This window comes from Candidatus Latescibacterota bacterium (genome assembly GCA_020633725.1).
GTDB lineage: Bacteria > Krumholzibacteriota > Krumholzibacteriia > JACNKJ01 > JACNKJ01 > VGXI01.
In genome coordinates, this window is sequence record JACKDC010000003.1 from 452,120 (window position 1) to 466,651 (window position 14,532).

The 14,532-nt window shown below is 71.1% G+C and carries 10 protein-coding genes; 7 read left to right on the forward strand and 3 right to left on the reverse strand.

What is annotated here, in order from left to right; genetic code table 11:
- Positions 1-4: 4 nt before the first annotated feature.
- On the forward strand, positions 5-718 hold the full coding sequence (locus H6693_09135; GenBank protein ID MCB9516347.1) for a hypothetical protein: 714 nt from the start codon (positions 5-7) through the stop codon (positions 716-718).
- 124 nt (positions 719-842) lie between these two features.
- Here H6693_09135 and H6693_09140 read toward each other — a convergent pair whose 3' ends face one another.
- Positions 843-1,367, reverse strand: a complete 525-nt coding sequence (locus H6693_09140) for a ferritin (GenBank protein MCB9516348.1) — start codon at positions 1,365-1,367, stop codon at positions 843-845.
- A gap of 251 nt (positions 1,368-1,618) precedes the next feature.
- On the opposite strand from H6693_09140, the gene H6693_09145 reads away from it, so the two are divergent.
- Genes H6693_09145 through H6693_09160 form a run of 4 tightly spaced genes read left to right on the forward strand, consistent with a single transcriptional unit; the run spans position 1,619 to position 10,662 of the window.
- A complete protein-coding gene (locus H6693_09145) occupies positions 1,619-2,899 on the forward strand; it encodes a 6-bladed beta-propeller (protein MCB9516349.1) in 1,281 nt (426 codons plus the stop codon).
- A gap of 1 nt (position 2,900) precedes the next feature.
- A complete protein-coding gene (locus H6693_09150; protein ID MCB9516350.1) occupies positions 2,901-4,208 on the forward strand; it encodes an efflux RND transporter periplasmic adaptor subunit in 1,308 nt (435 codons plus the stop codon).
- A complete protein-coding gene (locus H6693_09155; GenBank protein MCB9516351.1) occupies positions 4,205-7,324 on the forward strand; it encodes an efflux RND transporter permease subunit in 3,120 nt (1,039 codons plus the stop codon). Before H6693_09150 ends, H6693_09155 begins: the two co-directional genes overlap by 4 nt.
- On the forward strand, positions 7,321-10,662 hold the full coding sequence (locus tag H6693_09160; protein ID MCB9516352.1) for an efflux RND transporter permease subunit: 3,342 nt from the start codon (positions 7,321-7,323) through the stop codon (positions 10,660-10,662). The genes H6693_09155 and H6693_09160 overlap by 4 nt, the downstream gene beginning before the upstream one ends.
- Here the strand turns inward: H6693_09160 and H6693_09165 are convergent.
- Positions 10,659-11,519, reverse strand: coding sequence for an Hpt domain-containing protein (locus tag H6693_09165; GenBank protein MCB9516353.1), 861 nt, complete (start codon positions 11,517-11,519; stop codon positions 10,659-10,661). The genes H6693_09160 and H6693_09165 overlap by 4 nt on opposite strands.
- A 127-nt stretch (positions 11,520-11,646) precedes the next feature.
- On the opposite strand from H6693_09165, the gene H6693_09170 reads away from it, so the two are divergent.
- A complete protein-coding gene (locus H6693_09170; protein MCB9516354.1) occupies positions 11,647-12,141 on the forward strand; it encodes a histidine phosphatase family protein in 495 nt (164 codons plus the stop codon).
- A gap of 111 nt (positions 12,142-12,252) precedes the next feature.
- Positions 12,253-13,722, forward strand: coding sequence for an exopolyphosphatase (locus H6693_09175; protein ID MCB9516355.1), 1,470 nt, complete (start codon positions 12,253-12,255; stop codon positions 13,720-13,722).
- Here H6693_09175 and ppk2 read toward each other — a convergent pair.
- Positions 13,716-14,528, reverse strand: a complete 813-nt coding sequence (ppk2, locus tag H6693_09180) for a polyphosphate kinase 2 (GenBank protein MCB9516356.1) — start codon at positions 14,526-14,528, stop codon at positions 13,716-13,718. The genes H6693_09175 and ppk2 overlap by 7 nt on opposite strands.
- Positions 14,529-14,532: the final 4 nt, after the last annotated feature.

A 14,532-nucleotide genomic window follows, 5' to 3' on the forward strand; every position in this document is an offset into this window, starting at 1 on the left:
CGTCGTGGTCTACCGCAAGCAGTTGAACAAGCGCAGTCCGCTGCGCGTCTTCGAGCGCTCCCTCCACGGGGGGCTGGGCAAGGGGAACATCGGCGTCGTCACCAGCCGCAAGGGCGTCGGCAAGACGGCCTTCCTCACGGACATCGCCCTCGACGACCTCATGCGCGAGCGGCCCGTCCTGCACGTCACGCTGCAGCACAGCGTGGAGCGCGTGCTGGGCTTCTACGACGAGGTCTTCCAGGAGCTGTCCCGCAGCCAGAAGCTGGAGGACGTCGCCGAGACCCGCCTGGCCGTGGAGCGCAACCGCCACGTCCTCAGCTACCGCGGCCTGAGCGAGTTCAGCCTCGAGCACCTGGAGCGCAGCCTCGGCTTCCTGGCCGAGCACGCGGCGTTCAAGCCCGAGGCCATCGTCCTCGACGGCTACCCGGACTTCGCCACGGTCGCCGACACGGAGATCGCCGCCCTCAAGGCCATGGCCGAGAAGCACCAGGTGGAGCTCTGGGTGACGGCCCTGCGGCACCGCGAGGGCCAGGGGCGCGACAGCCGCGACGTCCCCGACGAGGTGGCGCGCTTCGACGCGCACATCTCGGTGATCGTGCGCCTGGAGCCCAAGGCCGACCACGTGAAGCTGATCATCGTGAAGGACCACGAGAACACGGAGCTGGCCGATCTCCACCTGGAGCTCGATCCCAGCTCGCTGCTGCTGCGCTGGAGTTAGGGGCTCGCGCAGAGGCACTCGGCCAAAGAGCGATCACGACCGCGGGCGGACGGCGCTCGACAGGAGCCTGCCCTCGCCTAAGTGCAGAAGCCCCTCGGCAGAAGTGCTGGGGGGCTTTCGCGTTCTAGGTGGCGCTGCCCCCGCTCGGGGCTGCGCCGGCCGCGCTGCGCTGACTCAGCTCCCGGTCGATCATGAACAGCGCGTGCCCCGCGTCCCCCACCAGGCGCAGCTGCTTGACCACGGCGTCCACCGAGGCCTCCTCCTCCACCTGCTCGTTCACGAACCACTGGAGATGGGCGTTGCTGGCGTGGTCGGACTCCTTGATCGCCAGGTCCACCAGCTTGTTGATCGAGGTGGTCACCGACTGCTCGTGCTCCATCGTGAACTCGAAGACTTCCAAGGAGTTGGCCCAGTCGCTCGGGGGCGCGTCGATCTCGCCCAGGCGCACCTGCCCGCCCCGCTCGAGGATGTAGTCGAAGAGCTTCATGGCGTGGAGGGTCTCTTCCTGGTTCTGCAGCCGCATCCAGTGGGCGAAGCCACTGAGATTCCGCTCCTCGAACCAGGCCGCCATGGCCAGGTAGAGGTAGGCCGAATAGAGCTCGTTCTTCACCTGATCGTTGAGCGCGGCTTCCATGGCCTTGCTGAGCATGCTCCCTCCCTGGGGACGGGTGTTGGGGTGGCCGCCGGCGGCCCGTCGCCGCCGCGGGGTCCGGGCTCAGTGTGGGAAATCGTCGGCCACAACTCAAGGGCTGATCGCCCCCTCGGACGTCCCATTGCACTTTGGGGTGGAACAGGAGCTCGAATAATCCGTACGCTGGCCCGGTAACTCCCCGCGCGTACCCACTTAACGATTCCCGACGGACCTCCAGTCGCGAGGCCCCAACCCGGAGAAGTGTCACGATGTCATCACGTCCGAGCACCCCCACGACCACACGGCGAGCGCTGCACTGGCTCAGCGCGGGGCTGATCTGCCTGCTCCTCGCCGGGCCCGCCGCCGCCGACTGGCAGGGCAGCATGGGCCAGGAGAACGGCGTCACGGTCGTCCACAATCCCGCCACGCCGGCCCAGGGCGCGAAAACCCTGGAGCTGAAGCCCACCTGGACCCTCGGCGGCGACACCGACGACGAGGATGAGTTCTTCGGCCTCATCGCGCGCATCGTCGCCGATGACGACGGCAACCTCTACGTGCTGGACGCCCAGCTCAACGAGGTCAAGCTCTACAGCGCCGACGGCGAGTTCATCCGCAGCATCGGCCGCGAGGGCGAGGGCCCCGGCGAGTTCCGCGGCGCCAATGGGCTCTTCCTGCTCAAGGACGGCACCGTGGCCGTCGCGCAGCTGGCCCCGGCCAAGATCGTGCTGCTCTCCCCCGACGGCACCCCCGCCGGCGAGCGCCCCGTCCCCCTGCCCGAGGGCGCCGGCTTCGCGATCATCATGGGCGCGATGAGCAGCGGCGACACGGAGACGATCGTGCTGGCCTGGAACGAATTCCAGGAGGGCAAGTTCACGCAGCACAGCTCGCTGGTGCAGGTGGACGCCGAGGGCAAGATCCTCCACACCTTCGCCACCGGCGACCGCACCATGGAGTTCTCCAACGCGATCATCGACGAGAAGATCTGGGACGCCTGGCAGAACCGCTGGGGCATGTTCCCCGATGGTCGCGTGGTGGCCAACGAGAGCTGGGGCGACTACCGCCTCACCGTGTGGACGCCGGACGGCAAGGTGGACCACGTGATCACCCGCGACTACAAGCATCGGCAGCGCACGGCCGAGGAGGTCGCGCGCGTCAGCAAGATCTTCGAGGCGTTCACCCGCCAGGTGCCCAACGCCAAGATGGAGATCAGCGACGTGGACCAGGACGTCTTCCGCGTCTACCCGCTCGACAACGGCAACCTGCTGATCAACCCGAGCCGAGGCGCCATGGGCCTGGACGACGGCGTGATCGGCGTCTTCGACCTCTACGACGGCCAGGGCCGCTACCAGCGCGAGATCACGCTCAAGGGCAAGGGCAACCCGCGCACCGACGGCTACTTCTTCATCGGCAATCGTCTCTACGTGGTCACCGATCTGCTCTCGGCCGCGATGGCCGCTCAGGGCGGCGGCGCCGACGACGAGGCGCTCGACGATGCCGAGCCCATGAGCATCATCTGCTACGAACTGCCTGCTGACGTGCTGGGAGGCTGAGATGCGTCGGGTCGCGGACACCGCCCTTTCCTTCGACGACAACACTCTGCGACGCGGGCCCCTCGGCCCGCGTCGCCGCGTCGTCGCCCTGTCCCTCATGGCCCTGCTGGCGCTCGGGCTCGGCGCCTGCAAGTTCCCCGGCGGCGGTGATGCGTCCGCGCCGGACAGCACCGCCGTCGCGGCGGCCGCGAGCGACAGCGTGGACACCCAAGACGACAATGACGAAGACGCCAAGGGCTCCAGCAAGACCAGCTCCGTCACGGTGGCCGAGACCATTCGCGGCGACCTGGTGCTGCCCATCCTCGCCGAGGGCACCGTGCGCGCGCGCAGCCAGACGGAGATCCGCCCCGAGGTGGCGGGCACCGTGGCCAGCGTGGCCGTGAAGGAGGGCGACCGGGTCAAGCGTGGCCAGCTGCTCGTCCGCCTCGACCCCCGCGACTACAAGGTGGCCTACGAGGAGTCGCGCAGCGCCTACCTGCGCGCGCTGGGCACGCTGAGCGTCGAGGAGGGCGACTCCGCCCTGGCGGACGGCGCCAAGCTTCCCGCCCTGGGCGACGACCTGGACAGCCAGGTGGACGCGATCCGCAGCGGCGCCTACCGCGGCGAGATCGCCGCGGCCCGCACCGGCGTCAGCGCGGCAGCCGCGGCCATGCACCGCGCCCAGCTCAACCTGGAGCGCTGCGAGCTGCGGGCGCCCTTCGCGGGCGTGGTCAGCGGCCTCACCCTGGCCGCGGGCGAGTGGGTGACGGCCGGCCAGACCCTCTGCACCCTCACCGACAACCTCCGGCTCGAGGCCGAGGTGAACGTCCTCGAGTCCGATCTCGGCGCCCTCGAGGAGGGACGTCCCGCCCTGCTCGCCTTCCCCGCGCTGGCCGAGACGCTGCAGGTGAAGGTGGACGTGGTGAGCCCCCTGCTCGAGACCGACAGCCGCAGCTGCCCGGCCCTGCTGCGCCTGGAGAACACCAGCGGACGCGTCCGCCCGGGCATGTTCACGCGCGCGGCCATCGCCGGGCGGATCGTGCCCGACCGCCTGCTCGTGCCGCGCGAGGCGGTCCTCACGCGCGACGGCCGTCCCCTGGTCTTCAAGGTGGCCGACGGCCTGACCCAGTGGCTCTACGTCGAGCTGGGCGAGCGCAACGAGCAGTTCGTGGAGATCAAGCGCGTGCTGCAGGGCGGCAGCCTGGAGCCCGGCGACCCCGTGGTGGTGTCGGATCACCTCACGCTGACGCACGGCGCCAAGGTCAAGATCAAGCGCACGCTGCATCCGAAGAGCCCCTGGAAGCTCGACGCGGCGGACGGCACGCCGTGATCCGCGGCGCCATCGGCAGGCCGGTCGCGATCAGCATGTTCTTCCTGGCGCTGGTCCTGATCGGCGCGCTCAGCTATCGGCGCCTGCCCGTGGACCTGCTGCCCGCCATCAACTACCCCCGCCTCACGGTGATCACCAACTACGCGGACGTCCCCGCGGGCGAGCTGGAGCGGCTCGTCACGCAGCCGCTGGAGGAGGTCATCACGGCGCTGCCCGGCGTGCGCTCGGTGAAGTCGCGCACGCGCGAGGGCATCAGCGCGGTCACGGTGGAGTACGAGTGGGGCACGCAGATGGACTTCGCCAACCTGCATCTCAGAGAAGCCGTGGATCGCGTCGCCTATCGCGACGACTTCCCCGACGCCGCCGAGCGCCCCCTCATCCTGCGCTGGGATCCCACCGGGCGGCCCGTGAGCGTGCTGGTGCTCGAGGGCGAGGGCCGCCTGGAGCAGCTCAGCGACTTCGCCCGCGAGGTGGTCAAGCCCGCCCTGGAGCAGGTGGACGGCCTCAGCCAGGCCGAGGTGGTGGGCGCGGCCGAGCGCGAGATCCTCGTGGAGCCCGATCCCGACCGCCTCGCGCTCTTCGGCCTCGAGCTCGAGGACCTGCGCGCGGCGCTGGCCCGCAGCAACATCAGCTTTCCCGGCGGCCAGGTGCGCCAGGGTCCCCTGACCCTGAGCCTGCGCATCGCCGGCGAGTACGGCGACCTGGATCAGATCCGCGACACGGACGTCGCCAGCGTGGGCGGCAACACCGTGCGCATCGGCGACGTGGCCCGCGTCTACCAGGGCGTCAAGGACCCGGACGGCGTCACGCTGCTGGGCGGCAAGCAGGTGGTCTCCGTGCTGCTCTACAAGGAGCCCGAGGCCAACACCCTGCAGGTGGCCGCGAAGGTGGACGAGGCGCTGGGCGTGCTGCAGGACAGCTACGCCGACTTCAAGTACGCCTTCGTGACGCGCGACGCGGACTTCGTCCGCGCCTCCTTCGTGGGCCTGGCGCAGTCGCTGCTGCTGGGCGCCGGGTTGGCCTTCCTCGTCCTGTTCCTCTTCCTGAGCGACTTCCGCAGCCCGGTGGTGGTGGGACTCGCGATTCCCATCTCCATCATGATCACCTTCGCGCTGCTCTACTTCGGCAAGGTGAAGCTCAACCTCATGAGCCTGGGCGGCCTGTCCCTGGCCGCGGGCATGCTGGTGGACAACGCCATCGTGGTGCTGGAGAACATCCGGCGGCACCTGGACCGCGATCCCGCCACGGCACGCGCCGAGGGCATGGAGCGCAAGCGTCTGGTGGCCGCGGCCTCCGCCAGCGGCACCAGCGAGATGGCGCGCCCCGTGATGGCGGCCACGCTCACCACCATCGCCGTGTTCTTCCCGGTGGTCTACGTCCCCGGCATCGCCGGCGCCTTCTTCCGCGACCAGGCGCTCACGGTGACCTTCTCGCTGCTCATCTCCATCGCCGTGGCGCTGCTCCTGCAGCCCACGCTCGCCGCGCGCATCCTCGCCGCGCGTCTCGGACCGCCGCGGGGCCTCTTCCGCGCCTTTCAGGCCGGACTCGATCGCCTCCACGACGGCTACCATCGGCTGCTCGAACGGGCGCTGGCCCGCCCGGCCCTCCTGCTGACGGTGCTCGTGCTGGGCCTGGCCGCCTGCGGCGTCTGGGGCCTCGAGCTCCACCGCAGCTTCATGCCGGCCAGCACCGTGGGCGACATCGGCCTGGAGATCGAGCTGACCCCGGGCACCTCGCTCGAGGAGACCCAGGCCTTCAGCGAACGGCTGGGCAGCTGGCTGGAGGACGACCCAGCCGTCGCCGCGGTCTTCTCTCAGGTGGGGCGCACGGAGAACACGCTCGCCTCGCTGAACGAGTACACCGCCCCGCACACGGTGCGGCAGCGCATCGTGCTCAAACCGGGCCGCAGCTACCGCAAGGACTTCGGTCGCCTGCAGGCCGCCGTGCAGGGCTACATCGCCCCCATCCCCGGCGTGCGCAGCAGCTTCCAGGAGGAGAGCGTCGGCCTGAACGAGATCCTCGGCAAGGAGGGCGCGCCCTTCAACCTGGGCGTCATCGCCGAGGACGCAACGGTGGCCGCCCGCACCGCCGAGGACCTCATGCCCGCCCTTTCCACGGTGCCCGGGCTCGTGGAGCTGAAGGTGGACCGCGTGCTCGGCACGCCCAACCTCGTGGCCACCATCGACCGCGAGGAGGTCCTGCGCCGCGGCCTGAGCGCTGACCTGGTGTCCCGCGAGCTGCGCAACCGCGTGGACGGCGTCGTGGCCACCACCTTCAACGAGGTGGACCAGCGCGTGGACATCGCCGTGCGCCTGCCCCGCGAGCGGCGCCGCGACCTGCGCGAGGCGCTGACGGCCTCGGTGGAGCTGCCCGGCGGCAAGTCGGTGCCCCTGGGCGAGCTGATCCACCTGGAGGAGGAGCGTCCCCTGCGCGAGCTGCTGCGCAACAACCAGCGCCGCATGGTCACGCTGAGCGGGCAGCTGGCGGGCCGCGACCTGGACGACGTCTGGCGCGACGTCCACCAGCGCATCGACGCACTGGAGCTGCCCGAGGGCGTGCAGCTCATCGAGGCCGGCGAGCAGCAGGCCATGCGCGACAGCTTCCGCGCCCTGGGCTGGGCGATGGTGCTGGCCGTGCTGCTCGTCTACATGATCCTCGCGGCGCAGTTCGAGTCCTTCCTCGATCCGCTGCTCATCGCCGCGGTGCTGCCCATCGGCCTGGCGGGCTCGATCATCGCCATCGGCATCACCGGCAACAGCATCAACATCCTCTCGCTGATCGGCGTGCTGGCGCTGCTGGGCATCGCCGTGAACGACGCCATCGTGAAGGTGGACACCATCCGCCGCCTGCGCGAGGAGGGCATGGCCGGCATGGCGGCCATCTACGAGGCCAGCCGGCTGCGCATGCGGCCGATCCTGATGACGAGCGTCACCACCGTGCTGGCCATGCTGCCCATGGGCATCGGCATGGGCAGCGGCGAGCAGCTGCAGCGCCCGCTGGCGGTGACGATCATCGGCGGCCTCACGCTCACCACCGCCCTCACGCTCTTCTACACGCCGCTCTTCTACATGCTCGCCCACAAGCTGCGCCGCGAGGACGTGGAGGCGCGGCCGTGACCGGGCCCTTCCTGCGGCGGCCCGTCACCACCTGGATGGTCTTCACCGTCTTCGTGGTGACGGGTCTCTACGCGCTGCCCAAGCTCAAGATCGAGGCCATGCCCGAGGTGGACCTGCCGTCCATCTCCGTGGTGACGAGCTGGAACGGCGCCTCGCCGCAGGCGATCCAGCGCTCGCTGACGCTGCCCATCGAAGAGGCGGTGCGGCGGGTGCACGGGGTGGAGTCGGTGCGCTCCGAGAGCCGGCCCGGCCGCTCCAGCGTGGAGATCTCCTTCCGGCGGGACGTCAACCTGGACTTCGCCGAGCTGGACATCAACGAGCAGCTCGGCGCGCTGCGGCGCGATCTGCCCCTGGGCGCGCAGCCGCCCCAGGTGCTGCCCTACGTGCCCGAGGACTTCCGCACCGAGCAGTTCTTCGCCGCCAGCATCCAGTCGCCGCTGCCGCCCAACGCGCTGCGCCAGCGCGCGGAGGACTGGGTCCTGCCGCGCATCCTGGGCATCGAGGGCGTGGCCGACGCGTCGATCCAAGGCGGTTCGCGGCCGGTGGTGAAGATCCTCTTCGACAAGCGCAAGCTGGACCTCTACGGCCTCAGCGTCGACCAGGTCATGCAGGCGATCCGCGCCATGGACGCGGTCGCGGCCGCCGGGGTGATCCACGACGACGGCCTCGAGAAGTCCATCTCCCTGCGCGAGCCGCTGGACATGCTGCGGCTGGAGAAGGCCGAGGTGGCGCGGCGCGCCGGGCGCATCTTCCGGCTGGGCGAGGTGGCCACGCTGGAGGCGGGACACGAGGACCCGCTGAACATCGTGCGCGCCAACGGCCAGAACGTGGTGCAGCTCGTGGTGGACAAGAGCTCCGGCGCCAACACCGTGGCCGTGAGCAAGGCGTTGCGCGACGCCCTGCCGGGCATCGAGGCCACGCTGCCCTTCGAGGCGCACTTCCACGTGGAGTCCGACCAGGGCGAGGATCTCGAGAAGAAGCTCTGGGAGCTGGTCTATCGCAGCCTGGTCATCCTGGGCCTGCTCTTCCTGCTCATGGCCATCAGCCTCCGCCAGGTCAAGCTCACCGCAATCGTGACGGGTTCGATCTTCTTCGCCATCCTGATCAGCCTGAGCTTCTTCTACTTCCTCAAGCTCTCGGTGAACTTCATCACCATCAGCGGGCTGACGGTGAGCTTCGGCCTGCTGCTGGACAACAGCATCCTGGTGCTGGACTCCGTGCACCGCCGGCTGGAGAACCTGCGCAAGGACGGCTGGAGCCAGCTCACCCGCCGCGCCAAGCTCGCCGTGACCACGCGCAGCATCCTCGCGGGGACGAACGAGGTGGTCTTTCCCATCCTCGCCACCACGCTGACCACGCTGGTGGCCTTCGTCTCCTTCATCTTCCTGTCGGGACGCCTCTCGCTCTACTACGTGCCCTTGGCCATCGCCGTGGCCACCGCCCTGATGTCCTCGCTCTTCGTCGCCTTCGGCTGGATCCCGGTGGTGCTCAAGCAGGCCTGGGCGGGGCCCCTGGTCAAGCGCGAGCAGGCGGGCGATCGCGAGCTGGAGGACGAGGACGCGCTGGAGGCCTACGTCGAGGAGCTGCCCGACCTGGACGAGGCGCCGCGGCGCTTCGAGAAGTTCGTCCACTGGACGCAGCGGCTCTGGTGGATCCTGCTGCCGGGCCTGGTGGCGCTCTGCCTGTGGACGGGCCTGGACGTCTACAAGAACCGCGTCATCAAGGGCGGCTTCTTCCGCATGCGCGACCGCGAGCAGCTCTTCCTCTACCTGCAGATGCCCGCCGGCACCGACCTGCGCTACACGGCCGAGATCCTGCGCGGCTTCGAGGAGCAGCTCCTGCCCGTGCCCCCCGGCGCGCGCGTCCAGGCCAACTCCTTCGGCAACCAGGCCACCTTGAGCGTCACCTTCGAGGACAGCCTCCGGGCCACCGAGGTGCCGATCATGTTCCGCGACCGGCTCATCGAGGTGGCCGACCGGACGGGCGGCAGCTCCATCTTCCTCTCGGGCTTCTCCGACACGCCCTACTTCAAGGGCTCCTTCGGCGGCTCGTCGTTCAACTCCACGATCGAGGTGTCGGGCTACAACTCGAAGACGCTGAGCGAGATCGGCGAGAAGACCCTGGCCCGGCTCGAGCGCAACCGGCGCGTGCGGAAGGCCCGCATCACCAGCGGCCGCCGCTTCGACCGCGGCCTGCAGGACGAGACCGTCATCACCCTGAATCGCGCGGAGCTGGCGGACCGCGGGCTCAGCGTGCTGGACGTGGTGCTGCAGCTGCGCCTGCTGCTGCGCGTGGACACCCCCACGCAGATGCGCATCGACGGCAAGCAGGAGCGCGTGCAGTTCAGCTACGCGGGCGCGGAGACCATCGAGTACGCCGATCTGCTGGGCACGCTGGTCCCGCTCCCCGGTGGCGGACAGGTGCGGCTGGACCAGCTCATCGCGATCGAGGAGGTGCCCACGGCGGGCACGGTGGTGCGCGAGAACCAGCGCTACACCATCAACCTGAACTGGGAGTACGTGGGCACCGACCGCATGCGCCGGGCCACGATCCAGAACACCCTGGAGGGCATGGACCTCCCCTACGGCTACCACGCCGAGGAGGCCGAGCGCGAGTTCCTCACCGACGAGGAGGAGGGACAGCTCAAGCTCATGGCGGTGCTGGCGGCGGTGTTCATCTTCATCGTGCTGGCCGCGCTCTTCGAGAGCCTGAGCCTGCCGTTGCTGGTGCTGTTCTCGCTGCCCATGGCCATGGTCGGCGTCGTGCTGATCTTCTGGCTGACGCACTCGGAGTTCGACTCGTCGGCGCAGATCGGCCTCGTGCTGCTCTTCGGAATCGTCGTGAACAACGCCATCCTGCTCGTGAGCCGCTACCGCGAGGAGGCGGCGCTCACGCTCAAGGCCCTGCGCGGCGGCGACCCCGGCGCGGAGGCAGCGCTCTTCGACGGCCAGCGCGCCCAGCTCGGCGGCAGCGACCTGCGGCACCTGCCCCGCAAGGAGGGACGCCACCTGCTGCGCCGCGCCGTGGACCGGGGCACGCGGATCCGCCTGCGCTCGATCCTGCTCACCAGCCTCACGACCATCGTGGGTCTGGCGCCGCTCCTGATCCACTTCCAGGACAACGAGTCCAAGGACATCTGGGAGAACCTGGCGCTCTCGTCGATCGGCGGACTGGCCTCGAGCACGGTGCTGCTGCTGCTCATGATGCCGGCGCTCTACTACTTCTTCGTGCGCTGGCTGGCCTGGCCCGTGCTCGGCCTCGGGGACCGCTGGCAGCGCTGGCGCGACGCCCGCCGCCGGCGCGCCGCGGGCGAGCCCTCGGCGGCCTCGTCGCTCTAGTCCGAACCCCGGGTGACGGGACCGCGCTCCCAGGCCGCCTCCAGGCGCGCGAACTCCCAGTCCAGCCGCGGCAGGATGGCCGCCACCCGGTCCGCGCGCCCGCGCGACGCCTCCCACTCGCCCGCCCGCGCCACCTCGGAGAGCATCAGCCCGCCGACGTTCCGCGCGGCCCCCTTGAGGCCGTGACAGAGCCGCCGCAGGGTCTCCAGGTCCTTCGCCTTGCGCAGCGACGCGAGCTGCTCCGGCGCGTCCTCCCGGAAGACGGCGATCACCCGCTCCGCGATCCCCGCGTTGCCGCCCAGGCGCCGCAGGAGGTCCGCCCGGTCGAGGACGGCCTGTCGACTCCAGCCCGGCGGCGCCGCGCCGGCCGCGCGCGGACCTGCGTCCGCACCCTCGAGGTCGACGGGCAGGTCCCACCAGAGCAGGCTGCCGAGGGCGCTGCTGAGGAAGTCCGGCCGCTGCCCCAGGGGCGCCAGGGCGGCGCTGAGCGGGCCGAGGCCCAGCAGGTCGTCGGCGGGAAGCGCGGGCGGGTCGGCCTCGAGTCCCGCGAAGAGCTCGCCCTGGCTGCGGACGGGGAGGCCGGGGCGGTCGTCCTCGAGCAGCACGCGGAGCTGGGCCGCCGGCGTCAGCGCCAGGCCGAGCGCGAGACGTCCCCGGCCCGTGCGATGGGCGGCGCGCCGCGGCAGGGCCGCCAGCGCGGCCTCGAGCCCGCCCCCGAGCGCGTCGCCCGCGGCCGGCGCGAGCTGCACGGCGCCCGGTGGCTGCGTCAGCGTGAAGTCGAGATCCAGCGCGCGGCAGCGCTCCTCGAGGGAGGGGCGCAGGCTCGCCAGCCGCGGTCCGAGAGCGTCGGTCCCCATGGTCACCTCCCGTCGTCCCCCCCAACTCTAGGCACATCCGGCGCGCTTGTCACGCCTTCCTGCTTTCCCCTGCCCGGGGCCGCCGCGCCGTGCTAGAGTGGGGCAGCCCGAAAACCAGGGAGCGTCCATGGAACTCCTGCTCCTGCGCCACGGCATCGCCATCGACCGCGACGACCCCGACTGCCCCCCCGAGGAACAGCGCCAGCTCACCGCGGAGGGCGAGCGGCGCACCCGCGACTGCGCCCTGGGGCTGCGCGCCCTGGGGGTCGAGCCGGCCGGCGTCTACGCGAGTCCCCTGCTGCGCGCCCTCCAGACGGCCTCGATCGCCGCGGACGTGCTCTGCGGCGACCCGCGGGCCGTGAAGGAGTGGCCCGAACTCGCCTACTGGGTGGACCCGGAGCTGGCCCTCGCCAAGGCCGACGCCCTCGGCCCCGGCCTTCACGTTCTGGTGGGCCACCGGCCCCATCTCGACCTGCTCCTGGCCGCGGCGGTGGGCGTGGACGAGCCCTTCACCGTCCTCAAGAAGTCCGGCGCGGCGCTGGTGGCCCGCAGCCGCGGGCACGCGGGGGAGCTGCGCTGGCTCTTCGCCCCGAGCCAGCTGCGCCAGCTCGGGCGGCGCTAGCCCGTGGACGCGGAGCGCGACCCCGTCCCCTACGACGGCCCGGGCGCGCGCCGGGAGCCCGGCCAGGTGCCGACGGTGGCCGCCGTCGACCTGGGCTCGAACAGCTTCCACATGGTGATCGCCCGCTTCGTGGGCTACGACCTGGAGGTCCTGGACCGCCTCCGCGAACCCGTGCGCCTGGCCGAGGGCCTGGACGCCGACCGGCACCTCTCCCCCGACTCCCAGGCCCGCGCGCTGGCCTGCCTCGAGCAGTTCGGCCAGCGCCTGCGTCCGCTGGACCCCCGGTTCCTGCGCGCGGTGGGCACCAACACCTTCCGCCGCGCGCGGGACGCCGCCGCCTTCCGCGCCGCGGCCGAGGCCGCGCTGGGCCTGCCCATCGAGGTGCTGTCGGGGCACGAGGAGGCGCGGCTCATCTACCTGGGCGTGGCGCAGACCTCGCCCTTCGAGACCCGGCGCCGCCTGGTGGTGGACATCGGCGGCGGCAGCACCGAGCTGATCATCGGCGAGGGCATCGAGAGCCTCGTGGGCTTCAGCCAGCAGCTGGGCTGCGTCAGCGTGACGGCGCGACACTTTCCCGACGGCGCGCTCAAGGCCGAGCGCTTCCGCGCCGCCGAGACCGCGGCCGCGCTGGAGCTGCGGCCCATCCGCGAGGCGCTGCGCAAGCTGGGCTGGGTCTCGTGCCTGGGGTCGAGCGGGACCATCAACGCCATCGCCCAGATCCTCTCGGCCCGCGGCTGGGGCGGGCCGCTGATCACGCGGGAGGGCCTCGAGCGCCTGCGGGACGAGATGCTCGCCCACGGCTCCACGGCGGCCCTGGCGGCCGAGAGCCCCGAGAGCGAGGCGGTGCGGCCCGACCGCTGGGCGGTGCTGCCCGGCGGCCTGGCCGTGCTGATGGCCTGCTTCGGCAGCCTGCGCATCGAGAGCATGCGCCCGTCGGCCGGGGCGCTGCGCGAGGGCGTGCTCTACGATCTCATCGGCCGCATCCACCACCGCGACGCGCGGGATCGCAGCATCCGCCGGCTCGTGGAGCAGTACCACGTGGACCAGGAGCAGTCGCAGCGCGTGGAGAGCGCCTGCCACGCGCTGCTGGAGGCCGTGGCCGTCCCCTGGGGGCTGGAGCCCGAGCGCAGCCGGCGCCTGCTGAGCTGGGCGGCGGCGCTGCACGAGATCGGCCTGGCCGTCGCCTACTCCAACTACCACCGCCACGGGGCCTATCTCGTGGCCAACGGCGAGTTGCCCGGCTTTTCCGCCGAGGGCCAGGCGCTGCTGGCGGCCATGCTGCGCGGGCAGCGCCGTCGACTGCTGCGGGAGTTCTTCGCGGGCCTGCCCGCCAGCTGGCAGGACGAGGGCCTGCGCCTCTGCATCCTCCTGCGCCTGGCCGTGCTGCTCTACCGCAGCCGCCAGCCCGAGCCGCTGCCCGCGCTGCGGGTGAAGGCCGGCGAGACCAGCCTCGCCCTGCGCTTCCCGTCGGGCTGGCTGCGGCGCCACCCCCTGACGCGCGCCGATCTCCAGCGCGAGCGCGACCAGCTGCGGACCGTGGGCTTCACCCTCACGACCGGCGAGTCGCCCCGGGCTCAGTAGATCTCGGGGACGAAGGTCTGGTCGCTCAGCGGCGGGCGCACGTAGCCCGACGGCTTGCTGCGCTTGGGCAGGCGGATGCGGCCGGGCGTCAGGTCCTCGTAGTCGAAGAGGCTGAGCAGATGGTGGATGGTGTTCAGCCGCGCGCGCTTCTTGACGTCCGCGTTCACCACGTACCAGGGCGCCTGCTTGATGTCCGTCACGGCGAACATCTCGTCCTTCGCGCGGGAGTACTCCTCCCAGTAGTGGCGGGACTCCAGGTCCATCGCGCTGAGCTTCCAGCGCTTGACGGGGTCCTTGGCGCGGTCCTGGAAGCGGCGCTCCTGCTCGTCGTCGCTGATGGAGAACCAGTACTTGATCAGGCGGGTGCCCGCGCGCACCAGCATGCGCTCGAACTCCGGGCAGCTGCGGTAGAACTCGCGGACCTCGTCGTCGCTGCAGAAGCCCATGACCCGCTCCACGCCGGCGCGGTTGTACCAGGAGCGGTCGAAGAGCACCAGCTCGCCGGCGGCCGGCAGCTGGGCGACGTAGCGCTGGAAGTACCACTGCCCCCGCTCGCGCTCGGTGGGCACGCCCAGGGCCACCACCCGGCAGATGCGCGGATTGAGCGCCTCGGTGATGCGCGTGATGACGCCCCCCTTGCCGGCGGCGTCGCGCCCCTCGAAGATCACCACCACGCGCTTGCCCCGCGCCTTGATCCACTCCTGCAGCTTCACCAGCTCCACCTGCAGCCGGTAGAGCTCGGCCTCGTAGAAGGCCGTGTCGATGGTCTCCGGCCCCGAGCCCTGGTCGTTCTTCTTCTTCGCCATGCCG

What these genes read in the sequence shown, in the direction of transcription:
- H6693_09140 (MCB9516348.1), bottom strand. Translation starts at nt 1,367, where the DNA reads ATGCTCAGCAAGGCCATGGAAGCCGCGCTCAACGATCAGGTGAAGAAC.
- H6693_09145 (MCB9516349.1), top strand. Translation starts at nt 1,619, where the DNA reads ATGTCATCACGTCCGAGCACCCCCACGACCACACGGCGAGCGCTGCAC.
- H6693_09150 (MCB9516350.1), top strand. Translation starts at nt 2,901, where the DNA reads ATGCGTCGGGTCGCGGACACCGCCCTTTCCTTCGACGACAACACTCTG.
- H6693_09165 (MCB9516353.1), bottom strand. Translation starts at nt 11,519, where the DNA reads ATGGGGACCGACGCTCTCGGACCGCGGCTGGCGAGCCTGCGCCCCTCC.
- H6693_09170 (MCB9516354.1), top strand. Translation starts at nt 11,647, where the DNA reads ATGGAACTCCTGCTCCTGCGCCACGGCATCGCCATCGACCGCGACGAC.
- H6693_09175 (MCB9516355.1), top strand. Translation starts at nt 12,253, where the DNA reads ATGGTGATCGCCCGCTTCGTGGGCTACGACCTGGAGGTCCTGGACCGC.
- ppk2 (MCB9516356.1), bottom strand. Translation starts at nt 14,528, where the DNA reads ATGGCGAAGAAGAAGAACGACCAGGGCTCGGGGCCGGAGACCATCGAC.